We start from the raw sequence: 23,350 nt of genomic DNA on the forward strand, positions 1-23,350 counted from the left end.
TGACGCTTGTCCATAAGAAGGCCCTGCCGGTATCTGCCGGCAGGGCCTTTCGCTGCGAGCGTCTGCGTCAGCGCGGGTGATGGCTTAGGTTGAACCGATCATGCTGCGCAGCACATAGTGCAGGATGCCACCATGGCGGTAGTACTCCAGCTCATTGGCGGTATCGATGCGGCACAGCACCTCGAGCTTCTTCTCGCCCTTGTCGGAAGCAATGGTCACCTTGACCTGGCTGCCCGGTGACAGCTCGCTGAGACCCTCGATGGAGATCCGCTCGTCGCCCGTGAGCCCCAGGGTCTTGCGATCCTCGCCTTCCGGGAATTGCAGTGGCACGACACCCATGCCGATCAGGTTGGAGCGGTGAATGCGTTCATAGGATTCTGCCAGCACCGCGCGTACGCCCAGCAGGAGTGTGCCCTTGGCGGCCCAGTCCCGCGAGGAGCCGGTCCCGTACTCCTTGCCGGCAACGACCACCAGCGGGGTGCCTTCCTGCTGATACTGCATGGCTGCATCGTAAATCGCCATCTGCTGGCCACTGGGCACATGACGGGTTTCGCCACCGACGACACCCTCGAGCATCTCGTTTTTGATACGCACGTTGGCGAAGGTGCCGCGCATCATGACCTCGTGGTTGCCGCGCCGCGAGCCGTAGGAGTTGAAGTCCACCGGCTTGACGCCACGTTCCTGCAGGTAGTGGCCCGCGGGGCTGTCGGGCTTGATAGCGCCGGCCGGCGAGATGTGGTCGGTGGTCACCGAGTCGGCGAACATGGCCAGGATACGCGCGTCCTTGACGTCCTCGATGGCATCCGGTGTCTTGCCCATGCCCTCGAAGAAGGGCGGATGCTGAATGTAGGTGGACTCCTTGGACCACTGGTAGACCTTGCTCTGAGGCACTTCGATGGCCTTCCAGACCTCGTCGCCATCGAAGACCTCGGCGTATTCCTTACGGAACATCGCGGTGTTGACCTTCTCGACGGCCTCGGCGATCTCGGCCTGCGATGGCCAGACATCCTGCAGATAGACGGGCTCGCCATCGCTGCCGGTCCCCAGGGGTTCGGTTGTCAGGTCGCAGCGCACGTTGCCGGCCAGGGCATAGGCGACGACCAGCGGCGGTGAGGCCAGCCAGTTGGTCTTGGTCAGCGGGTGGACCCGGCCTTCGAAGTTACGGTTGCCCGAGAGTACCGAGGCGACTGTCAGATCTCCTTCCTCGATAGCTTTTTCGATTGGCTCATGCAGCGGCCCGGAGTTGCCGATGCAGGTGGTGCAACCATAGCCCACCAGGTTGAAGCCCAGGGCGTTGAGGTCGTCCTGCACGCCGCCCGCGTTGAGGTATTCGGTGACTACCTTGGAGCCCGGCGCCAGGGATGTCTTGACCCAGGGCTTGGTGGTCAGGCCCTTTTCGCGTGCCTTGCGGGCCAGTAGGCCGGCGGCCATCATCACACTGGGGTTGGAGGTGTTGGTGCAGGACGTGATGGCAGCAATCACCACGGCGCCGTGATTGAGCTTGAACGACTCGCCGTCGAGGGTGACCTCCTGGCTGTCATGGTGATCGTAGCTCTCCTTGACTCCCACCGCGGTCTGGCCGCCCTCGGATAACCAGCGGCCCTCCTCCTCAGGCGGGGCCACTTGGTTGCCTTCGTCTTTCATGATCTTCTCGAAGGTGGCCTTGATGTCCGTCAGCGCCACGCGATCCTGAGGGCGCTTGGGGCCGGCCATGCTGGCGACCACCTCGCCCATGTCGAGGTTCAGGGTATCACTGAAGACTGGCTCCGCGCCGGGCTGGCGCCACAGGCCCTGTGCCTTGCAGTAGGCTTCCACCAAGGCGACCTGGGCATCGTCGCGGCCGGTGAGGCGCATGTAGTTGAGGGTTTCGGCGTCTGCCGGGAAGAACCCGCAGGTGGCGCCGTATTCCGGCGCCATGTTAGCGATCGTGGCCCGGTCAGCGAGGGGCAAATCATCGAGGCCGTCGCCGTAGAACTCGACGAACTTGCCGACCACGCCTTTCTGGCGAAGCATCTGGGTAACCGTCAACACCAAGTCAGTGGCGGTGATGCCCTCGCGCATCTTGCCGGTGAGCTTGAAACCGATGACCTCGGGAATCAGCATCGACACCGGCTGGCCGAGCATGGCGGCTTCGGCTTCGATACCGCCCACGCCCCAGCCGAGCACGCCTAATCCATTGATCATGGTGGTGTGAGAATCGGTGCCGACGAGGGTGTCAGGGTAGGCGAAGGTCTTGCCGTCCTGCTCCTTGGTCCACACCGTCTTGCCCAGATATTCGAGATTGACCTGGTGGCAGATGCCGGTGCCGGGTGGCACCACGCGGAAGTTGTCGAAGGCTTCCTGACCCCAGCGCAAGAACTCGTAGCGCTCGCGGTTGCGCTCCATCTCGATGGCCACGTTGTCCTTGAACGCCGACGGGTTGCCGTAATTGTCGACCATCACCGAGTGGTCGATCACCAGATCGACCGGCGACAGCGGATTGATGCGGGCCGGGTCCTCGCCAAGCTTTTCCACCGCGGCGCGCATGGAGGCCAGATCGACCACCCCGGGCACACCGGTGAAGTCCTGCATCAGTACCCGCGCTGGCCGATAGCCGATCTCGCGATCAGAGCGGCCCTGCTCTTGCCAGTCGACCAACGCCTGCATGTCTTCGCGGGCGACGCTCTCGTCGTCGGCGAAGCGTAGCTGATTTTCCAGCAGGATTTTCAGGGTCATCGGCAGGCGCTCGATGTTACCCAGCGCCTCGGCGGCCTTGGGTAGGCTGTAATAATGGTAGGTCGTACCGCTGGCTTCCAGCGTCTGCCGGGTATCTGGTAGGGACTCGGAACTCATTGCTGTCTCCTTTCGCGTCACGGCGAGTGATCGAATCTGCCTGGTTTATTCGTACAGACATGGTCATGATAGTCGTCGATTTCAAGCGTCACCGCCATGAGGAGCCTTGAAAAGCGCATATCGGAGCGCCATATTCCGGCAATGCCACATAGTGTCCTGATGCAGGCTGATATACGGACGTGGCGTCATGGCGGGCAGAGTCGCGCAGGAGTAGAAGCAAGGTGAACGAAGAACAGCTTGAATCCCGAACGGTGCATTGCCCTTACTGTGATGCGCCTTTTGATCTGCTGATCGACCTCTCCCAGGGTAGTCAGCTGACCTGGGAGGACTGCCACTGGTGTTGCGCGCCGATCCAGATACGCATCGAGATCCCACTGGACGAGGAGCAGCCGGCAGAGGTGATGCTGGGGCGTGACGACGATGTGCTGTAACGTCTCCTCCGCATAACTTATTCATTCGTGCCCAGCGCGACTTATTCCATCTAGAGCTACATCTAGAGCTAGTTAGAGGTCCTCTCCATGAGCGAAACGCGTCACGAACGCCTGATCATCCTCGGCTCCGGTCCCGCCGGGTATTCCGCTGCAGTCTATGCGGCCCGGGCCAACCTGCAGCCGCTGCTGATTACCGGCATCCAGGCCGGGGGGCAGCTCACCACCACTACCGACGTGGACAACTGGCCGGGTGACGACGCAGGCGTGCAGGGCCCCGAATTGATGGAGCGAATGAAGCGCCATGCCGAGCGTTTCGACACCGAAGTGCTGTTTGACCACATCAATGAGGTGGAGCTGCGCGGGACTCCCTTCACGCTCAAGGGCGACGGTGGCACCTATACCTGTGATGCGCTGATCATCGCTACTGGCGCCAGCGCGCGCTATCTGGGTCTGCCCTCCGAGCAGGCCTTCATGGGCCAGGGGGTGTCGGCCTGTGCCACCTGTGACGGTTTTTTCTACCGCAATCAGGAGGTCGTGGTGGTGGGCGGCGGTAACACCGCCGTCGAGGAGGCGCTTTACCTCTCCAATATCGCCTCCAAGGTGACCTTGGTACATCGCCGGGACACCCTGCGCGCCGAGAAGATCCTGCAGGACAAGCTGTTCGAGAAGGCAAAGAATGGCAATGTGGTGCTGGAGTGGAACCAGACCCTCGATGAAGTGCTGGGCGACAATACCGGGGTGACCGGCGTACGCCTCAAGTCGGCGCAGGACGGCAGCACCAGGGAGCTCGCTGCGCCCGGTGTGTTCATTGCGATCGGCCATAGCCCCAACACCGGCATCTTCGAGGGCCAGCTGGAGATGAGCGGCGGTTATATCCGGGTCAAGTCCGGGCTCGACGGCAACGCCACTGCCACGAGCGTCCCAGGGGTCTTCGCGGCCGGCGACGTGATGGATCATGTCTACCGTCAGGCGATCACCTCGGCAGGCAGTGGCTGCATGGCCGCCCTGGACGCCGAGCGGTATCTCGATGAGCTGTAAGCGATAAGAAAAACCGCTGCGATTGGCGAGCTGCCTGCCAATCATTCGACTCACGGCTTCAGTAGTGTGGTGGTATCTCATCTTGCGGCAGAGGCCCTTGCGCTTCGGCTTCCTGCAATGCCCGCTGCTGGTCGCGGAGTTTCTCTTGCATCAAGGTATTGATGCGCTCCAATGTCGATAGCCGTTTCTCCTGGATAGCGACGGCTTCGTCCAGTGTGTCGAGCCAGTGCTCCTGATGGGCGATACGGCTTTCCAAGGCGTCCAGGCGGCGGGATAGCGCGGCGGGCGCCGTCTCGTCGCCCGTGATAGAATTCTCTTGTTGTGTGTCACCGTTCATCGTGGCACCTCCATGAGGGGTCATTCCTTACGTTCACCACTACCAGAGAGTCTGTCAGCTCCATGAATCGAAAGGTCGTACTTCGTTGTAGTCTTATCAGTCTGCTGCTGGCCATGCCGGCCCCCCTGTTGATCGCGCTGTTCGTTCATCTCACCGGTGGCATGCTGTCTCGAGAGCTCTTCGCTAGCCTCGAGGTGGGTGGTGTCGCGGTGGTCTATCTCGCCGTCGTCGCGGCTGTTTTCGTCCTGCTGTTGCTCGCCACCCTGGCGGTCAATGCCCTCACGCCGCAACTGGTTAACCTGGCCGAGGTCGAGGATGACGATCGCGAGATCGGCGAGGTCAAGTGGTTCAATGTCAACAAGGGGTACGGTTTCATCACCCGCGACAGCGGTGAAGACGTCTTCGTCCATTTCCGTGCCATTCGGGGTCGAGGCCACCGCACCCTGGCCGAAGGTCAGAAGGTCCGTTACCACACCATCGAGAACGAAAGAGGCTTGCAAGCCGACGACGTTACCGTCATCACCTAGGAAAGCGGCTACTACACCACCAATGACAGCGCCCCGCAGGCGTTCTTTATAGCAGATTTTGTGTAAGTGAGTGAGTGACATAAAGCTCTGCTACGGCAGGGCTTTCTCAATACTGCCTTTATTACACACTGTGTAATTATGTGTGTAAGAAACCTCGACTCCCGCCGAGATGCTGAAGTGGGGGTGCTCACGCCGTGCCTGACATTGCTGTGCACATATCCACTGGACAGGAGCGCCCCCTCAAAAGGGCGCAGATGTCCGGTGGATATGTGCACAGCTACCGTTCAGTCTCATAGGGTATGGATTAGACAAAGTTGGCTGGCCCAATAGATTTCCACAGTTATGAGTTGCCCAGGCGACGTCACTGGGAGGATGGCTCACAGGGTGTACTTTGTGAGCTAACAGCAGTCGGGGAATCGGAGTATGGGTCCAGGGTAACCATCGATTCCGACAGTTGAAAAGAACGACGAATTTAGCCTTAGCCACTTACCCATGACGAGTCGAAACAGCGGGCTACGTCCTAGCGTTCACATCGCCGATGCCGCCTCGGCATGCGATAATCCCGGCATCTTAGGCCGACGCAGGATGCTATGGAAACCATCAACACCATCTTCATTCTCAGCGGCTTCTTGATTGCCCTGAGCATTGTCGGCAGTCGACTTTCGACCCTGGTGGGAATGCCCTTGCTGCTGGTGTTTCTAGTGCTGGGCATGCTGGCAGGCGAGGAAGGCCTGCTGGGTATTAGCTTCGATGACTATTCTGTGGCATTCCTGATCGGCCACCTGGCGCTGGCGATGATCCTGCTCGACGGCGGCTTGCGTACTCGAATCAAGACATTCCGGGTGGGTTTCAGGCCGGCGCTCAGTCTTGCCACCCTTGGCGTCTTCATCACTAGCGGCCTGATCGGTATGCTGTCGATGTGGGTCTTCCAGCTCAGCCTCCTGGAAGGGCTCCTGGTGGGAGCCATCGTCGGATCCACCGATGCCGCGGCAGTCTTCTCCATGCTTGGCGGACGCGGTATCAACCTCAATGAGCGGGTCGGGGCCACCCTCGAGATCGAGTCCGGTACCAACGATCCCATGGCCATCTTCCTCACCATCCTGTTGGTGGAAGCCCTAGTCGGGGAGGTCCGTGGTCCTGTCGACAACATTCTGTTCCTGTTCACTCAATTTGGACTGGGCTTGGCCATCGGGGTTGGTGGTGGCTGGTCGATCGGCCGTTTGCTCCGGTGGGTCGACTTAGAGCCGGGGCTCTACTCATTGCTGGCCCTGGCCCTCGGCTTTTTCGTCTTCGGTGTGACCAGTGTCCTAGGGGGCAGCGGCTTCCTGGCCATCTACCTTGCCGGACTGATGATCGGCAACCAACCAGGACGCCATCTGAATTATATCCTGCCGGTACATGATGGCTTGGCATGGCTGAGCCAGATCGGGCTCTTCCTGATCCTGGGCTTGCTGGTCAACCCGAGTGAACTGCTTGAATACGCCGTTCCCGCCTCGCTTGTCGCTCTGGCCCTCATCTTTGTCGCGCGTCCGCTGGCCGTGCTCATCTCGGTCAAACCCTTTTTCAAGTTCCGCTGGCGAGAGATTGGCTTCATTTCCTGGGTCGGGCTCAGGGGTGCCGTCCCTATCGTGCTGGCTATTTTCCCTGTCATCGGGGGGGTCCAGAACGCGTCGCTCTATTTCAATGTAGCCTTCGCGGTGGTCTTAATGTCGCTGCTGATCCAGGGTGGCGCCATTGGCTGGATGGCCCGCTGGATGAAGGTCGAGGTCCCGGCCGCAATGACGCCCAATCTCCGTGGCCCCCTGGGGGTATTGCCGGAAAATGATTACGAGATGTTCGTCTACGACGTGGCCAATGCCGACCTCGATGACGTACCTATCCGCCTGCTGCGTTTCCCCTCGGGCGCATTGATTTCCGCGATCTTCCGCGATCATGCCATGTTGCATCCTAAGGGCAGCACGCGCCTTCAGCTCGGTGATGTAATCTGTGTGATTGGCCAGACTCACGACCTGCCGGCCCTCAATCGCCTGTTCAACGGCGATGCCAAGCATCGACAGGAGCGTGCTTTCTTCGGCACTTTTACCTTCGAAGGCGATGCCAGGATGCGGGATGTCGCCGATGTTTATGGCCTGACCTTGAGCCCAAGGGAAAAGGACTTGACCCTGGCCGATTTCGTCTCCCTGCGGGTCGGTGGTAACCCGGTGGTCGGCGACGATGTGGATTGGCACGGTATTCATTGGGTCGTCAGCGGGATGGAGGGGAACAGGATTACCAAGGTAGGCCTGCGGCTCTATTGATGCAGGGACGAGAGCCCTGTGTTATGCGCTTCAGCAGTCCATCGCAACGCTTTTTCGCCAGACGCAGATTCAGTGTGCCTTTGTCGTGTCTAGTACCGGCTAGCGTGATAGTGATTGTTTGCGAAGGATGGAGACTCAGGGCTCGGCCCAGCGGGACTTGCCCTGAAGAAGTGACCGTATCGAGCAGTCCCCAGAGAGAGTGACGGCACTGCTCTTGGGGATGATCGCGGAGAGGAAAAAGATTAGTTGCGTCATTACCGCCGAAGCAATAACCGGCCAAGCTTCACCGTATGCCACTGTGACCTAGCTGCCGAGGGCCGGTGGCGCCCATAGTGTGGGCGACAGTGTTGAGTGACAGGATCGCGGCTAGCAGCTGGTCAATCTTGCGCTGCAGGCGGTTGAGTCGCAGAGTATGCCAAGAGTCCACTATCTGGCTGGAGAGGGGGAATCACATGGACTTCAAGCTGCTGATGGTCTTCGTGGACCAGGACAAAACCGAAATCGTGCTGGATGCTGCTCGTGATGCAGGTGCAACCGGCGCCACCATCATCCCCAACGCTCAGGGGAAAGGACTCAAGCCGCATCTGACCTTCTTCGGACTGGAGTTCATGGCGGCTCGTAGCGTGATTCTGGTGCTGGTAGAAGCTCGGCGCTCTTCCCAGGTACTTGAAGCGGTCACCGAGGCGGGCGGGCTGGATGAGAGCCTCAATACCGGCATTGCCTTGGAGCTCGAGGTCAGTCGAGCCTTGGGACTCAGCGAGCACATTAAGGCGCTCAGCAAAGAGCACCCCGTGAAATAAGCTATTCCTTTGACGAAGGTGCGCCGGTCCCGGTCAGGCGACGCTCAACTTTCTCCAGATTATCTTGGGTCCCCAGCAACACAAGCACGTCGTCGGCCTGGACTTCGGTGTCCTCCGCGGGATAGCGGTTTCGCTGGCCGTCTCGGACCAGTGCCGTGACAGAGACTTGATCGTTCTCCGTATACAGCTGAGCCAGGCGCTGACCGATGGCCGGGCAGCCCTCATGCAGCACTACCGAATGCAGTCTCTCCGACTCGCCCTCTGGACGGTGATCCTGGATGTTATCCAGGCTGCCACGAAACAGCTCACGTAGCATGCTGTAATGGCTGGCTCGCTGTTCCTGTAGATGGCGCGTGACACGGTAGAGCGGTACTCCCAATGTCTGTAGCGCATGAGACGTCAGGATCATGCTGGTTTCCAGGGCCTCGGGGATCACCTCACTGGCCCCTGCTTCGAGGAGTTCTGCTACACCCGACTCGTCCCGGGTACGCACCACCGCCGGCAACTCGAACTGTGCCGCATAGCGCAGTGTCATCAGCGCGGTGGGGCGGTCGTCGTGACTGATGATCAGTAGCCTCGCACGCGCGAGTCCCACGTTTTCCAGAACAGCAGCATCGGAGGAATCGCCAAAAAAGACGGGTTGCCCCGCGAGGCGTGCCTCACGAACGATGGTAGGATCCAAGTCCAGTGCCACATAGTTCACGCCTTCGGCTTCCAGAAAGCGCGCCACGGTTTGGCCGGTTCGGCCGAACCCACAGATCACGACATGCCCCTGCTCCTCGAGGCTCTTTGGGGTCGGTGCACTACCGTCCGGTTTGCGTGAGGTGTGCCCAAACAGCCGTTTTGCCAGAGGCTGATTGTAGCGAATAAGGAAGGGGGCCAGGATCATCGAGAACAGCACCGAGGTGAGCACTACCTGGGCGGAGTAGTTGTCGATGACGCCACCCTCGAGGCCGATCGCCAGTAGTGCAAAGCCGAACTCCCCGCCGACGGCCAGCAGAAGGCCGGTACGGAATGCCGTTTGCATCTCAACCCCGGCGCAACGCACGATCAGCGTGACCAGTACGAGCTTGATCATTAGCAGGGCGACGGCGCCGAGCAGGACTTCCTTCCAGATCGCAGGTAATTGGGCGGGTTCCACCAGCATGCCGATGCTGACGAAAAAAAGCCCCAGGAGAACATCGCGAAAGGGGCGGATCGTGGATTCCACCTGGTGGCGGAAAGCCGTATCGCCTAACACCATGCCGGCAAGGAAGGCCCCGAAGGCCATGGAGAGCCCGAGGGTTTTAGTGGTCCAGGCGGAAACCAAGGTTACAAACAAAACGGTCAAAGTGAAGAGTTCTGCAGAACGTCTCTCGGCCACCAGGTGAAAAAGCGGTTGCAATAATAGCCGCCCCGAGATCAGTACGATGATGAAGGCCAGCAGCGCCTTGGCCAAAGCAAGACCCAGGGCTCCGGCAATCTCATGAGCACCCGCTACTCCCAGTACAGGAATTACCACCACGAAGGGCACCGCCGTAATGTCCTGAAATACCGACATGGTGGTCCCTAGCCGGCCGTGGCGGGTCTGACTCTCTCCCTGCTCCATCAGCTGCTTGGTGATGATAGTGGTGGAAGATTGGGCAAACACCGCCCCAACCACGAATGCAGCAGGGCCAGGCAGGCCTAGTGTCCAGGCCAGCACGCCGACCACAGCCGTCGTCAGGGCAACTTGGGCAGTGCCCAAGCCGAGAATGGTGTGCCGCAAGGCATAGATCTGCGGCATTGAGAAGCTGAGGCCGATGGTGAAGAGCAGGAAGACAATGCCGAACTCGGCGATTACTCCAATATATTCATCGGCGACCACGGGCCCTGCCGTATGGGCACCCAGCATTACACCCACCAGTAGATAGCCCAGGCTCGGCGGTATGCGAAGCCGCTGAAAGATCAATACCACAGCTACCGTAGCGCCTAACAACAGCAACATCTGAACCAGTGCCTGCTCCAGCATGAGTCACTTTCCCTTTTCGCGCGTGGTGTTAGGCACTTTTTCCTATTGCGTGGTGTTATAACGCTTTAGCATACCAGCACCGTCGAATGCGGGTAATGTCATCTGCAGTGGTTCTTCCAAGCGTTGGGTTTCAGTCTTTTTCCTTACGCACGGCGCGCTGCCTGGGGCGCCGTGCTTGCTGAGCAAGTCCTTCCCTTGGGTTTTGTCACATTATGTCCAGGAGGGACCATCTGTAGCATATAGATTAAGTGACGCGATGAGTGACAAGCTTTGACGACCAGGCACGCTTGATGAACACTGTCACATAATCGATCGTTTATGTGACAGGTGTAACATGCTGATTGGTTACATGCGTGTATCCAAAGCGGACGGCTCCCAAGCCACCGACTTGCAGCGCGACGCGCTAAGCGCCGCCGGCGTCGAACCGGCGCATCTCTATGAAGACCAGGCGTCCGGTAAGCGCGAGGACCGCCTCGGCCTGTCGAGCTGCCTGAAAGCACTCCGGCCAGGAGACACCTTGGTCGTGTGGAAGCTGGACCGACTCGGGCGCGACCTGCGCCATCTGATCAATACCGTCCATGACCTGACCGGACGCGGCATCGGCCTGAAGGTGCTGACCGGCCATGGTGCGGCCATCGACACCACTACTGCCGCTGGAAAGCTGGTGTTCGGGATCTTTGCGGCCTTATCTGAATTCGAGCGCGAGCTGATCGCCGAACGCACCATAGCTGGGCTGGCGTCAGCGCGGGCACGGGGCCGAAAAGGCGGGCGACCTTACAAGATGACGGCCCCCAAATTGCGCCTGGCGATGGCCAGCATGGGGCAACCGGAAACCAAGGTCGACGACTTGTGCCAGGAACTTGGGATTACCCGGCAGACGCTCTACCGGCATGTGTCTCCCAAGGGCGAACTGCGGCGAGACGGATTAAAGCTGCTCTCCCGCAGTTAAGCTGCATAATTGGCGACGACCTGAAACGGTCAGCGGTTCAATTCGGCGACGATCCAATTGCCGGTGTCGACCCGAAGCCGTCATTTACAACTGAGATCAAATCAAATGTCGGAGTATGTCTTTCGATGCACAGTGTCAGGACTTCGGGAGCCTCAGTCGGCTCTTCTCGAGCAGGCCGGCTGTCGCGTCTCTGGGGAAGCAGTCGAGTTTAACTTGACGCGCTCGAGCGACGAGAACAGTGATGAATTTCGTGATCGAGGAGCGCAGTGGATTGGCCGAGAACTGTCGCGAGTAAATGCCCTCACCGGAAAGCTCCTCAAAGCAACGTCCTTGCACGCTGACCCTTCCCCCGGCGCAATGACTGCAAACGTCGCAGCGGCATGGGACCATCAAGTTCAGATGCCGCCCAGCCACTCTGGCTGGTCGAACGATGCTATCGAATTCAGGCTCTCGGCATGGGACATCGCACGTCACACGGACGATCCCGTTCTACGCTTAGTAATGCTTGACAGCATCTGTGAGTCGGCAGCTGTGCCTCAAGATTGGACTGACCACTTAACGTGGCCACCTCGCTTCGCAGAGGTTCGTCTTATTCGCAATCTCCTTGTTCATGGCAGCATGACGCCCGGAGGCCAGGTACGTCAGTATCTCGCAAGGTGCACGTCGTCCATTCCAATCAATAGATGCACGGGGCGACACAAACACCTCGAGTTAGCTCGCATGCGGTCCCCTTACCTTATGTCCGCCGTATGGCAAATTATAATCAACGACTGCGTTGGCGATCAGATTGATTTGCACTGTGCGCAGACCGCCGCACTGACAGGCATCTTGCTGCTCGACCGAGGGCCCTATCCGATCGAAAGCTAATCGGCTATTGATACGGCCGGTCATGGAGTTGTGAGTGGCGCTACCCACTGCACCAACTGCATGGCGAGAAGCTAGGAACGTACAGTGAGCTTCTGCTCGTGGCCGGTAAGAGTGCTTTAGTCCTATGCTGATGGACTAGGTGAGACAGCTGACGACTAAAAGTGGGCATACTGGAAAATGCTGCAGTCGCATTTATCTGTGTTAGCCTGCCGAGGCAAACTTGATTTGTAGGGAAGTCAGTGGATTATAGCTAGAAGAGCGGGCGAGAATGGCTGTTCTAAGAACCGACATCGAAAGGGCTCTCGATGAACTCGCCTCGCAGGAGGAGGGGATGCTTTTTCAGGGGCTGGCGGTAGTACTCGGCAAGAAGCATTGGCCCGAACTCATTGCACGCCAGCGCAAGAAGGATCTCGGTCTCGATGCCTACGCGCCCTCAAGCTTGACGCCGGAGAGGATTGGTAAGGGACTCGCCGCCTCGATCACGCCGACGCTAAGGAAGGTTTCTGACGACGCGGCGACCGCCAAGAAGAACTTTCCTGACCTAGGGATGCTCCTCTTTGTAACGTCCGCCAAAGTCGGCAACGCCGACCGAAAGCGATGGGAAGAGGCAATTCAGAATGACCACGGGGTTGAACTTCACATCATCGAGCGCGAGGAAATCATCACGCTAATGCTGATGCCGGAGAACGCCTCGCTTCGGGCCAGCTTCTTCCACCTCGATATCGATGCCGAACCGCAGGTCGCGGACCTCATTTTCAGAGCGAGACGCGCGGCCGACGCCGTCACGCGAACTTGGGCCGGCAAGACGAAAGGACATCCGCTAATCGATCTCACAGCGGTGCGGCTGGAGCCGAATGGCGCGGAGTCTGCCGACGCGCTGTCGCTTGACCAGATCGACCAGGCGCTCTCGCAGGGCCGCCGCATCGTTCTCGAAGGGCCCGCCGGCCGGGGAAAGACCACGACGCTGATACAGCTCGCGCAACGCGTGCGTACCGCTGGTACACCGTTCATCGTCGAACTTCCGGCGTGGACGTCATCTCGCCGACGAATTCTTGAGTACATTGCCGGCATGCCTGCGTTCCAGGCCGAAGGTCTCACAGCCGCCGACCTCGCGCGCGTGCAGCAGGCGGAACCGTTCCTGTTGTTGTTGAACGGCTGGAATGAAATTGCGGAGTCGAATTCCGCGCACGCGAACGAGGCACTCCGGGAGCTCGAACGGGATTTTCCGAGCGCGGGCATCATCGTCGCAACCCGAACTCACCACTTGACGCCGCCGCTTCCAGGTGCATTGAGGCTGAGGTTGTTGCGCCTTCGGCGCGTGCAGCGGGCAGCCTATCTGACGGCCCGTCTTGGCGCGCGAGTCGCCGAACTTCGCACCCGCATCGATGCCGACCCGTCGCTCGACGAGCTGACCCGCACGCCGTTCATCCTCTCGGAAGTCGCGTCGCTGTTTGAAGCCGGCGCCGATTTTCCCTCCACGAAGATCGGCATTATTGCCCAGGTTCTTCGCCTGCAAGAACAACGAGACGAACACAGAAACGCACTGCAATCAGCCCCGGTCTTCGGCGAACAAACCGAGTACCTGAAAGCCCTTGCAACTGAGATGACCCGCCGCGGTGCGGTGGCATTGCCCGAGGCTGATGCCCGCGCTGTCGTTGCTGCCGTAGCACGAGAGCTTGCGCACCTTGGCCAGATCGAGCCGGTGGGAGCGCCGGCGGTCCTCACGACGCTCACGGCGCACCACGTTCTCGAGCGCGTTGACTATCCGGTAACGGCGTTTCAATTCGAGCATCAGCAACTGCAGGAGTACTGCGCTGCGCTCAATGTCCGCACGCGGCTTCTCGACCTGCTGGAAGATGACTGCGACGCGACCAGCCGTTTCACGGCCGACTACGTGAACGATCCGGCATGGGCCGAACCGCTGCGCATGATCGCCGAGACGTTTGCCGAGCAGACCGGCGACGGCGAAATCGCCAGGCGAAACACCCGCGCCGGCGGGAATCTGGTGGAGATGGCGCTCGCCGTCGACCTCGTATTTGCCGCCGAGCTCGGGCAGCTTTGCGGCACAGCCGTCTGGAATGAAGTTCGCACGGCCGTCGGCGAGTGCATCCGCGCCGTCTACGCGATCTGCGACGGCAGCTTTCGGCAGTATGCCATCGCCGCCATGCTCGCCACCGGCGCGGACGACTTCTGCGACATCATCGTGCCAATTCTGTCGGGACAAGACCAGCAAACGCGACTTAGCACGTACCGGCTCTGGCCGGACATCCAGGCCTCGTCGCTTGGACCGAACTGGCGCGAACAGGTGAGCGGCTGGAGCGAAGAGGCGCGAACGGATTTCGTCTCCGAATTGCTTCATCATCGTGTCGATGGCGAGATTGCGGCCTTCGCTGCGGCGGATGACAGTATCGCGGTGAAGAAGGCGGCGGTCTCCGGCCTCATGTGGACCGGGTCTGACGACGCGCTGACCCGCGTCCTCGACTCGATGGATGCGCAGACATTCGAGGAGGTTGCGCGCCAAAACACCGACCGCATGCCCGCGGTCCTCAGACCCAAGACGATGGCCGCGATGCGGAAAATCATCGAGAGCACTACGGACCATCCCGCGCGTCTGCGAACCGTGCTCGATTTGATCGATTTCGGCGAGACAGGGCTAGACAGCAGCATCAAGGATGCGATGGCGGCGCTGTCCGGCGGCGACATGCGCAATCTGGGTTCGCACTACATCCAGCCGGCACTCGAGCACCTGCGTAAAACCGATCCCGCCTGGGTGAGCGAGTGGGTGGCCATCCAGATTGCCGAAGGCGTCTTCTACGAACACGAGTATTGGTTGCCGTTTGCGACCGTCATTCCCGACAGCCTCGTCGAGAAATACCTGCAACGCCTCGAGAACGAAGACCTCAATAACGGGCACTTCGGCGGCATGATTTCCATCATTGCCGCGCGCTCAGACGCCAACCTTGCGGCGCGCGTGTTTGCGAAACTGCGCGAGCTGCGGCGTAAGGTGGATGCGGAGCCCGGCGTACGGCACGAACTCGAGTTGCAGATAATGAGGCAGCTGGAAGTCGTGTTCCGCCGCCTTCCCGACGATATCGTCGCGGCCGGTGTCCTCTTGTCCGTCACCAGCGGCGATCCGCTCGACATCAAAGTCGCGGTCGGCCTTCTGAGCAGGGTCGCCAGGTCCGACGTGGAACCTCTGCGCATCACCGACGACGACCTGAAGGCACGCCTTCGCGCCTACCTGAAAAGTAGCGTCGATGTCGTCCTGCGCCAAGACGACTTCAACGGCGAGGTGAAAGCCAACCTGGCCTCGTCGATCGCCCAAGTCGGAAAGCCCGAAGACATGGCGGACCTGGTGAGGCTCATCTGCGCCGACATCGAACGGGTACGCCGCGGCCGGGCCGCGCATGCAGCCGGCGATCGCGGACCGCTCGGCAATGGCGGCATCATGACCTGTGCCCGTCGGCACATCGTCGCCGTCATGCACCTCAACGCGGCCGGTGCCGAGCAGGTACTCATTGAACTGCTTCCCGAGCCGGAATACCGCTCCGAGGCGGCCGCCGCGATGGCGCGCGACTTCGTGCCGAAGTCGGAGCGTCCCTTCGGCCGGACGTTCCGCTACGACTTGATGTGGGCCGCACGCGAAGGCCGCACTCCGCCGCCCGGCGACGACCAGCAGCGCAAACGGTTCGCCGCCGCTATCCATGCCGGACTCAAGCGCCTGCGAGAACAGAACCCAGACGGGAGACCCGCCGCTGGCGTGAAAGAGCTCGCAAGGGCGCTTGCTGCAATTGACGGTCGCGATTCCGCTGAGGTCGTGCTCGATGTAATTGCCATGCCAGGCCAATGGGACCACTACACCTGCCTCGACGCCGCCGATCGCCTGTTGATGGCGGGTGTCGTCTTGCCTGCGGCCATTGCGTTCGCTCTGGTCGATTCCATCGTAGAGCGGACAGAGAGTTGGATGCAGGATTCAGACAGACACCTTCTGCGCCGCATCCTCGCGCTCTGCCCGTTCGTCGACGACCCGGCCGCCGGGATCGCCAAGATGCGCGACGTGCTTGGCAAGCGGCGATTGCGAGGGTATGAACTGCGCGAGCTTGTCACCGCTCTCGGCGAGAGCCGATCGGATGCCGCCGTCGATCTCCTGTACGAGCTCGCATCCGATGTACCGACGTTCGAGCAGTGCGAGGACAATTTCATCAATGCCTACGCTGCACTCGACACGCCGCGCGCGCATGAGCTACTCGTGGGTTTTGTCGATCCGGATATTCGCGGCATCGCGCTGACGCGCCGTCCTCACCACAAGGACGTGCTGGTCGCACGGCTCGCGGAGCTTACCCAGCGCAGGCCCGAGGCGGCCGCGCGGCTGCGGAATTTGTGTGAACTCGACCTGCCGGAACTCAATCGGCACGTCATCTCGAAGGTGATGAACTGGCTCAGAACGCCCGAAGCCCTCGCGGGAAATCTGAGCCTGATCGATGACGCTAAGCCCTCGCCGGTGCCGCAAGGCATCTGGGACCAACTCGAAAGTGCTTTCGTCGAGCGACGACCCTATGGGCAAAATCCCAACGTCTTCACGCAACACGCACGCACGTCGAACGAACTGCGCGTCCGACTTTTCAGAATGGCGGTTGAGGACGAAAAACGACGGAAGTCGGCCTGCATGCTTCTCGGCCAAATTGAGGAATGGCGTCTGGAGTATGGCAGGCCGAGAGATGAGCCGCGTCACCCTGATTTTGAATCAGGCCAATCTTGGCCACCCGAGGAGCCCTGACGTTCCTCCTTGATCTAAGGAACATGAGACATAGGGTGCGCCCCCCTTTACACGTTTCTAGGGCAAACAAAAGCTTTCAGACCGACTCGCTTCGCTTGCGGCTGAAGCTGAGGTTAGTAAATATCAAATTTTTCTAAACTTCAGTTTTTGACCGGCTGCCGCCCTCGTTGCCTTATGGATTCCTCCCTCCGCTGCCGTGGTGCATTCGGCTTCTGAGTGTTCTGTGCAGCCGTATTCTGAAAATGACATCGGTGATCTCTGCCAAGAGCTGGGCATCACGCGGCAGACACTGTACCGGCACCTTTCTCCTCAAGGAGAGCTACGCACGGATGGGGCGAAGCTGCTTGCTCGAACATAGGAGCTCGGCCGAGAGGTACGGGTGGGGCAAAATTTATGACCGCATATGAGTCACTTCTGATGGCCATTGACACCAGAAAGCGCTGACTGTCGGCTCTCATTAAATATCAAGGATATGCCTTTGCTCCATGTGGTGTGACTCCTTCAAAAGCCCAGGCAGCGAAACGTACCGTCGTGCGGCAGAGGCCGGTGCGAGAATGCTTGCGGCCGCTGCCTCCCGATTCCCGATCAGCACGACCTGATCCACCGCACGGGTGATCGCGGTGTAGATCAGGGCCTGATCGAGCAGGCGCGACCGACGAATCGGCACGATGACTCGCTGGAACTGCGACCCCTGCGACTTGTGAACGGTGATGGCATAGGCGTGGCTGAGCGATTCAAGCTGCGTAGTCTTCAGGGTGTATTCAATGCCCTCGAAATCGACCTTGCAGCAGTCACTCTCTGCACCCTCAACGGGCAGCGCTTCAATGATCCGGCCCAGCGAGCCGTTGCGCAGCCCAAGCGTGTAGTCGTTCTTGGTAAAGATGATCAGGTCACCGACCTTGAGCGGCACGTACTCAAGTGTCCTGGCGGGCACCACGCCGAATTGGGAGTCAGCGCAGTACACTGGCGTGTCGTCACGCCGATAGCGCTCATGCAGGCGTTGATTCAGGTGCTTCACACCGCCCGGGTTGCTGCGCGTGGTTGAGAGGATTTGAACGTGGTAGTCGGCACCGCTGCCGCCAAGCTCCGCGTAGAGCCCCGCCACGGCTTCATCGAGCGCGTTTTCCGGACAATCGATAAACGACACTCCACTGCCCCGGCCCTGGTAGGCCGCGTACTCGGGCAGCGTATGCCCGCGTACGGCCGCGGCAACCGGCAGAATCCCGCTGGCATCCGACTGCCGCTTGACCACTTTCAGCTCCGTCTGGGCAACTGCCGGGTGACCGGCGAGTGCGTGCAGCACAAGGCCAGGGCCAATGGGCGGGAGCTGGCTTGGGTCGCCGACCAAGATCAGTCGCGTGCCAGGCGGGATGTGGCGCAGGAGCCGATAGAAGATAATGGCATCCACCATCGACACCTCATCGACGATGACCACCGCATCACTACCAAGCGGCACTTCGGAAACCCGCGCGAAAAAGGCGGCGATCGTGCAACTCTCACGCCCCGTGGCCTCCTGCATGCGCTGCGCGGCACGACCCGCCAGCGCAAGCTGATAGATGGCCACGCCGGGCTGCACGGCCTCCAGCGCCTCGTAGAGGGCCTTAAGCACCGTGGTCTTGCCGGTGCCTGCGCCGCCCAGGATTAGGCTGAGACAGGCGCTCACGCTGCACAGTACGGCCTGGCGCTGCTCGGACGAGAGTGCGAAGCCCTGCGTGCGCTCATAATAGTGGATGGCCGCCTCCATCGCGCCGTGATCAACCTCGCCAGTCGCGAAGATCGACGCCTGTTGAGCCACTTCGCCAGCGGTCATGCACGTGAGACGCTGAGCGATCTCAAGCTCGATCAGATAGGTGCCGGTTGGCTGGTAAAGGTCACCCACCTTGCGGTACTGACTGCTCCCGCCGGTGACCAGCGCCTGCTCAGCTAGATCGGTGTCACCGAGCAGCGTCTTGAGTCGACGTTTGACATCTTTTTCCGGCAAACAGGTGTGGCCGTCCTTGAGCCCCCGGTAAAGCGTCTCCTCGACCGCTGCTTCAAGTCGCCTCGGATCATCTTCGGTCACGCTGAATCGGTGTTGCGCCAGGGCATCCACCGTCTTCCAGCGCACTTCGAAACTGATCAGTGCATAGGGGTTGGCCTCGATCTTCTCCCGCGCCTTATCGGCATAACAGTCGACGATCTTCTGACCGATCCGCCGCTGCATGTCCATCTGGTCGAGCCAGAGCAGCGTCTGCGCGACTTGGTATTTCTTAAAGGCATGGCACAGCAGATCAGCCGCTTCGGGGCTGACAACAGCGCTCAGGGCGTCTATGTCCTTCTGCTCGATCAGCGACACCAGATCAGGCCCGAAGCAATCGTAGAGCTTCTGTGCCTTGACCTGGCCCACGCCCGGGATGTCAGGACAACCGGCAATCCAGGTGATCATGTTGTTGCCCGAGGGTCTCAGTAGTTCGGCGTGCGTCGCATCGATCTGCTGCTCTTGCTGGTAGGTGCTCACTGAACCGCGCAGCGCCCAGCGCTGGCCTTTGCCGGGGAAGGATGCGTCGGGGATCAGCGTCCAGCTACAGCGCGCCACGTACCGCCGACCTTTGGTATCGACACCGGCCATGATGACTCCGCCGCGCGCCCCGCGACTCAGGATGGACGTGATGGTCAGTTCGACCGAGAGATCTGTCATGGCCGCACCATGCGACCCGTCTGGGCGAGGTGGTCATCGATCGTCCGGTAACGCTTGAGCTGCTCGCGCAGCACCAACACCTCGGCACGCAGAGCAGCGTTCTGCTCTTCCAGCGCCTTCACGCGCTGCTCGCTGCGGCTGTTGATCGTGACAATGCGCCGGCCTACCGACGCTGAGGCCGCCTCATCTTGCGTTTGCGGCGGCCTCTCCCCCTTACCTGGGGGAAGGGTGCCCTCTGCGCGCAGACGCGCTTCCAGCACCTCCAGGGCGGTTTTCACCGCCGGGTTCTGGCGTAGCACGGACTTGGCAAAGCCACACTCTGCGGCGACCTCGGTGCGGTTAAGCTGGCCTTGACGGATGTAGTCGGCCCAGTCGCCGGCAGCTTCTCGCTCTGCCGACCATGACGCAAACCGTTTCAGGTTCTCAGCCGCGAGTTGCTTTCCGTTAGCCATACTCGTGTCCTTCACTTCGCGGCAGCCCGGCTGCGCTTCGATGGTAGCTACGCCAATTACGCATCGGCATCCACCTCGCCCACCAGCTTACGTAGCCCCGTCATGAACCCACGGGGAAACACCTCCTCCCCAAGCTCGTTTTTCACTTGTCCCGCTTGCGTGACCAGCCACCCCTGACGTTCGATACATTCATCGGAAGCGGCGAACCGCAGCGCCTTGATCTCGTTATCCGAGACGATGCCCTTGAGCGAAGGCAGAAGCTCAATCGAGGGTTCGGCTTGGGCCTCAAAATTCCTAACTGGCCTCCTGTCGATCACGACCTCGGCCTGGTTCTTGAGAATATTGAGCTGGGTACGATAGCGGTTGCGCTCGGCGATGATCTGCCCGAACAGCACCCGCAGTGCGGGATCGGGAATGCGCTCAAGCAGTTGATTGTCTTGCGGCACCCGGCGGGATCGGCTCTGCCTGCTAAGGGGCTTTTTGGTGGTGGTCTTGGCCTTCGCCGCCCATGCCTCGATCAGATCGCGGTAGTGTTTGTTGGCCGTCGCCCGGATGGACTCGTAGCCGATACCCCCGTCTTCTGCCGAAAGTCGACCGATGGCGGTGATCGAGAAGTCGCGTTCGCCGCGCTCGTAGTACTCGCGCAAGGTTTCGTTGAGCTTATCGAGCGACTGCTGTGTCTTTTTCGTCTTGCCGTCCTTGAGGCCTTCGAGGATTACCCCGATATCGATTTCCATCAGGTGATCTCCTCAAGTTCAATCAGCCCATGCTTGAGGCTCGAAAGCGCCATCGGAGCGGCTATCTGCATTTGTTCAAGACCTATGTTCAGAAGACTATCGTCCTTCAGGTACTCTTGAGCTTCGATGTAATTCGCCGCGATTCGATAACCTTCCATTTTGTCGTCTGGGTACGCGATCTTAGCCATTTTTCGAAGCAGTGCGTTTGCGGCGATCAACTGCGCCCGCTCGTCCATTTCCATCAATATCGGATCATATCCTTTCTGCATCATCATCCGGCTGAGCTGTCGCGTTCGCTTTTCGATCGCTGGTGTCTTGCGTAGGTCGTCCAGTAAGTCAGGATAGAACTCAGCGTCTTCGCATAGTAGTGACAAGTGCAGTAATTCGGATTTTGTCTCAATGAAGCGCATGCTTACAGCTAGATCTTGAGGCGAGCCCACCGCTATGAGCTTCTGGCTCTCGTCGCCCTCTCCACGCTGGTTTTCGATATCCATCAAGCGCTGGATCAGATTGAAGCATTCGATGTAATCCTTGGCGTACTCGTCGGACTCCACACGTTGCTTTTCGTATCGCCTCTCAAGCACCTGAAGTTCATCGTGTTTGGTGAACAGAGACCCTTCTTCCTCCGCGAAGAAAAGCTCATCCTTCAAGGCTTCCAGCTCGCCCTCGATCTCCACTGACAGACTTGCCGCCTGATGAGCCTTGTAACTGATTTGGTTGAATTGGCTGTTCAGCGCGGGCAGGTAGCTGGCGTCGGTAATGAACCAACGGCAACGAATACAGTTTTCTGGTCCATGAGGAACTGGCAAATAAGTACGATGATGAAATCTCTGTGAATCCCCTATGGCCGGGCCGCCGTTCCAGCAGCCCCCCAGCGTGCTGAGTTCATCCGACCGGACGGTGTTGCCTCCGACCAGGCACAATCCTCCCGAGCGGTGCTCCCAGCCAATCGGGTTACGGTTGACCAAGGCTGCTTGAACCGATTCTTCGCTGTTGTAGACGGTGCGACATTGGATTTGGGAAAGCTCGGCGTCCTTTAGGAAAGTTCGGATCGAGGCTTCGGACTTGGCTTCCAACGCATCATGGGCTTCCTGCATTTTTGCCGCCATGACTGAGGGCGTGATCTTGTTGTAGTAGATCGTCATTAGCAGGCGCGTGTGCCCCGCCAACAACTTGGAAATGACCGGAAGGGGCAGGGCAGTATCCATTGTGTAGGCAGTGATAAGCGATACCCGGAGACTATGGAGAGGAAATAAAGTTTTGACTTTTTCCATGTTAGGCGTTTCTTCCGAATAGCCCTCCACTAATTTCAGTGCGCTACCGTCACTTAGCTCAATGCCTGTTGCCTTCAAGTTCTTCTCCAGCTGGAACAGTAGCTGATACCACGAGCTCAGGACGGGCTTTTCATAAACTGGTTTTTTTCGGTCTTCAATATTTCTTGCGCTGGCGTGTCGAAATAAAAAGCAAAAATCACCCATTGCTTTAAGTGCGGTTTTGCTCACGACGCGCTTGGTATGTTTTCTATCCAGTTCGACAGCACTCACCGGCCCGGTGATAGGGTTGTACTTCTCTTGCCAATTGCGAAGCTTATTAAGCCAATACAACAGCTCCTCATGCTGCCAGGGAATTGTGTACCCGCGATCTAGTTCACCCCTGTTTTGATCAGCTGTTTTGTTGGTAGATACGTAGAGACCGGTGGCATAGGTCTCTGTCATCGCGTCATGGGTGCGGCGGAAAATGCCCTTGGCGTAGGGGCGCTTTTTATTACCGTATGCGAAGGCATGCGGATTCAGTGCCCAGCGCGCATCATCATAGCGCCAAGTATCCGCCTCACCGGAATCCAGAAAGCGAACCTGATAGGTGCGGAGCGGAAGGTGCAGTTTCACAAAGAGCACCATGGCCACCACTGGTGACCACATCTGATGCACAGTGACTTTTTTCATTTTTCGCGTAACGGTAATGGTGCGCCAAACGCAGTCAGGATCGTCGTGATCGATAATGCTGGGGTCAACCTCAAACCAAGAGGTAAACACATTCTCTTGCGCCCATGACCAGTGCTGGAAATGCCGACCACTCCAAGGTATGCATTGCCCATTTGCATTTCGTGAGCTCTCTTTCACGCCGCCAGCCGAATAAGGGCACACAATTTCCCGCAACTGCTGAATGTATCTGTAAGGCAGCGGGTTCCTGACCGTCTCCTGCGTAGAAGTGATCTTTAATATTCGCGTAAAAGGATTAGAGACAATGGGTCGTGCTATACCGTGATCATCCTCAGCGCAATAATGTTGATCGATAATGTAATCAATAAAAGCAATCACTTGAACCACATGATCCGCTTGTGATGCTTGGCTCCTGACGCCGGCAGTCCGGATCGCTTCGACAAACTCCTCAGTGGAAGCTTTGTGCTCATCTCTCCCTCTTAAAAAACTTAAAGGGTCTTTGGTATTGAAAACCTTGCGGATTAGGTAAGTTTCAAAGAAGTGCCTTAACGCATCCAGCCTATGGTGAATGCCAGTATCCTGAGTTGCCATCCACTCGGCGGCATACTGCTGCCATTGCAGCCAGTCTTCGCCATGCATCTGAGTGAGCCAGGACAATGTCAGATCTGACGAACGTCCATAATTTTGTATTTTTGCCAT

The 23,350-nt window shown here is 59.2% G+C and carries 14 protein-coding genes; 7 read left to right on the forward strand and 7 right to left on the reverse strand.

All coding sequences use genetic code 11. From position 1 onward, the window contains the following. Nucleotides 1-84 precede the first annotated feature (84 nt). Nucleotides 85-2,832: an aconitate hydratase AcnA gene (acnA, locus tag KG088_RS05490; protein WP_213824495.1), complete on the reverse strand. Its 2,748-nt coding sequence runs from the start codon at nt 2,830-2,832 to the stop codon at nt 85-87. Between the two features lie 221 nt (nt 2,833-3,053). Between acnA and KG088_RS05495 the strand changes: the two genes are divergently transcribed. Together KG088_RS05495 and trxB are read left to right on the forward strand one after the other, a co-directional pair. Further along, nucleotides 3,054-3,263 (forward strand): CPXCG motif-containing cysteine-rich protein, encoded by a 210-nt coding sequence (locus tag KG088_RS05495; protein ID WP_213824496.1) that lies wholly within the window; start codon nt 3,054-3,056, stop codon nt 3,261-3,263. Between the two features lie 87 nt (nt 3,264-3,350). Continuing rightward, the gene (gene trxB / locus KG088_RS05500; protein ID WP_213824497.1) at nt 3,351-4,301 is read left to right on the forward strand and encodes a thioredoxin-disulfide reductase; all 951 of its coding nucleotides are present in this window, start codon (nt 3,351-3,353) and stop codon (nt 4,299-4,301) included. Between the two features lie 58 nt (nt 4,302-4,359). Here the strand turns inward: trxB and KG088_RS05505 are convergent, their stop codons facing one another. Next, on the reverse strand, nt 4,360-4,638 hold the full coding sequence (locus KG088_RS05505) for a SlyX family protein (protein WP_213824498.1): 279 nt from the start codon (nt 4,636-4,638) through the stop codon (nt 4,360-4,362). Nucleotides 4,639-4,700: 62 nt separating this feature from the next. Here KG088_RS05505 and KG088_RS19925 point away from each other — a divergent pair, with 62 nt between their 5' ends. From KG088_RS19925 to KG088_RS05520, 3 genes are all read left to right on the forward strand, one after another. Next, nucleotides 4,701-5,165 (forward strand): cold-shock protein, encoded by a 465-nt coding sequence (locus KG088_RS19925; protein WP_319941391.1) that lies wholly within the window; start codon nt 4,701-4,703, stop codon nt 5,163-5,165. A 590-nt stretch (nt 5,166-5,755) separates the two neighbouring features. Beyond that, nucleotides 5,756-7,462, forward strand: coding sequence for a potassium/proton antiporter (locus KG088_RS05515; RefSeq protein ID WP_213824499.1), 1,707 nt, complete (start codon nt 5,756-5,758; stop codon nt 7,460-7,462). Between the two features lie 452 nt (nt 7,463-7,914). After that, complete coding sequence (locus tag KG088_RS05520; RefSeq protein ID WP_213824500.1) at nt 7,915-8,262, forward strand: P-II family nitrogen regulator; 348 nt, start codon at nt 7,915-7,917, stop codon at nt 8,260-8,262. A gap of 1 nt (nt 8,263) precedes the next feature. Here KG088_RS05520 and KG088_RS05525 read toward each other — a convergent pair whose 3' ends face one another. Beyond that, nucleotides 8,264-10,252: a cation:proton antiporter domain-containing protein gene (locus KG088_RS05525; RefSeq protein ID WP_213824501.1), complete on the reverse strand. Its 1,989-nt coding sequence runs from the start codon at nt 10,250-10,252 to the stop codon at nt 8,264-8,266. A 334-nt stretch (nt 10,253-10,586) separates the two neighbouring features. Between KG088_RS05525 and KG088_RS05530 the strand changes: the two genes are divergently transcribed. Together KG088_RS05530 and KG088_RS05535 are read left to right on the forward strand one after the other, a co-directional pair. After that, nucleotides 10,587-11,201 (forward strand): recombinase family protein, encoded by a 615-nt coding sequence (locus tag KG088_RS05530; protein WP_213824502.1) that lies wholly within the window; start codon nt 10,587-10,589, stop codon nt 11,199-11,201. A gap of 1,135 nt (nt 11,202-12,336) precedes the next feature. Continuing rightward, nucleotides 12,337-16,845: an NACHT domain-containing protein gene (locus KG088_RS05535; protein WP_213824503.1), complete on the forward strand. Its 4,509-nt coding sequence runs from the start codon at nt 12,337-12,339 to the stop codon at nt 16,843-16,845. Between the two features lie 457 nt (nt 16,846-17,302). On the opposite strand, the gene KG088_RS05540 is transcribed toward KG088_RS05535, so the two are convergent. Genes KG088_RS05540 through gmtZ form a run of 4 tightly spaced genes read right to left on the reverse strand, consistent with a single transcriptional unit; the run spans nt 17,303 to nt 23,350 of the window. Beyond that, nucleotides 17,303-19,522: an AAA family ATPase gene (locus KG088_RS05540; RefSeq protein WP_213824504.1), complete on the reverse strand. Its 2,220-nt coding sequence runs from the start codon at nt 19,520-19,522 to the stop codon at nt 17,303-17,305. Beyond that, complete coding sequence (locus KG088_RS05545; RefSeq protein WP_213824505.1) at nt 19,519-19,974, reverse strand: VPA1267 family protein; 456 nt, start codon at nt 19,972-19,974, stop codon at nt 19,519-19,521. Before KG088_RS05545 ends, KG088_RS05540 begins: the two co-directional genes overlap by 4 nt. A 56-nt stretch (nt 19,975-20,030) precedes the next feature. Next, the gene (gene gmtX, locus KG088_RS05550) at nt 20,031-20,711 is read right to left on the reverse strand and encodes a gamma-mobile-trio protein GmtX (protein WP_213824506.1); all 681 of its coding nucleotides are present in this window, start codon (nt 20,709-20,711) and stop codon (nt 20,031-20,033) included. Then, nucleotides 20,711-23,350 (reverse strand): gamma-mobile-trio integrase GmtZ, encoded by a 2,640-nt coding sequence (gmtZ, locus tag KG088_RS05555; RefSeq protein ID WP_213824507.1) that lies wholly within the window; start codon nt 23,348-23,350, stop codon nt 20,711-20,713. The genes gmtX and gmtZ overlap by 1 nt, the downstream gene beginning before the upstream one ends.

Origin of the sequence: Halomonas jincaotanensis (assembly GCF_018448785.1) — a bacterium.
Lineage (GTDB): Bacteria > Pseudomonadota > Gammaproteobacteria > Pseudomonadales > Halomonadaceae > Halomonas > Halomonas jincaotanensis.

What these genes read in the sequence shown, in the direction of transcription:
- KG088_RS05535 (WP_213824503.1), top strand. Translation starts at nt 12,337, where the DNA reads ATGGCTGTTCTAAGAACCGACATCGAAAGGGCTCTCGATGAACTCGCC.
- KG088_RS05525 (WP_213824501.1), bottom strand. Translation starts at nt 10,252, where the DNA reads ATGCTGGAGCAGGCACTGGTTCAGATGTTGCTGTTGTTAGGCGCTACG.
- acnA (WP_213824495.1), bottom strand. Translation starts at nt 2,832, where the DNA reads ATGAGTTCCGAGTCCCTACCAGATACCCGGCAGACGCTGGAAGCCAGC.
- trxB (WP_213824497.1), top strand. Translation starts at nt 3,351, where the DNA reads ATGAGCGAAACGCGTCACGAACGCCTGATCATCCTCGGCTCCGGTCCC.
- KG088_RS05520 (WP_213824500.1), top strand. Translation starts at nt 7,915, where the DNA reads ATGGACTTCAAGCTGCTGATGGTCTTCGTGGACCAGGACAAAACCGAA.
- KG088_RS05515 (WP_213824499.1), top strand. Translation starts at nt 5,756, where the DNA reads ATGGAAACCATCAACACCATCTTCATTCTCAGCGGCTTCTTGATTGCC.
- gmtX (WP_213824506.1), bottom strand. Translation starts at nt 20,711, where the DNA reads ATGGAAATCGATATCGGGGTAATCCTCGAAGGCCTCAAGGACGGCAAG.
- gmtZ (WP_213824507.1), bottom strand. Translation starts at nt 23,350, where the DNA reads ATGGCAAAAATACAAAATTATGGACGTTCGTCAGATCTGACATTGTCC.
- KG088_RS05545 (WP_213824505.1), bottom strand. Translation starts at nt 19,974, where the DNA reads ATGGCTAACGGAAAGCAACTCGCGGCTGAGAACCTGAAACGGTTTGCG.
- KG088_RS19925 (WP_319941391.1), top strand. Translation starts at nt 4,701, where the DNA reads ATGAATCGAAAGGTCGTACTTCGTTGTAGTCTTATCAGTCTGCTGCTG.
- KG088_RS05540 (WP_213824504.1), bottom strand. Translation starts at nt 19,522, where the DNA reads ATGACAGATCTCTCGGTCGAACTGACCATCACGTCCATCCTGAGTCGC.
- KG088_RS05530 (WP_213824502.1), top strand. Translation starts at nt 10,587, where the DNA reads ATGCTGATTGGTTACATGCGTGTATCCAAAGCGGACGGCTCCCAAGCC.
- KG088_RS05505 (WP_213824498.1), bottom strand. Translation starts at nt 4,638, where the DNA reads ATGAACGGTGACACACAACAAGAGAATTCTATCACGGGCGACGAGACG.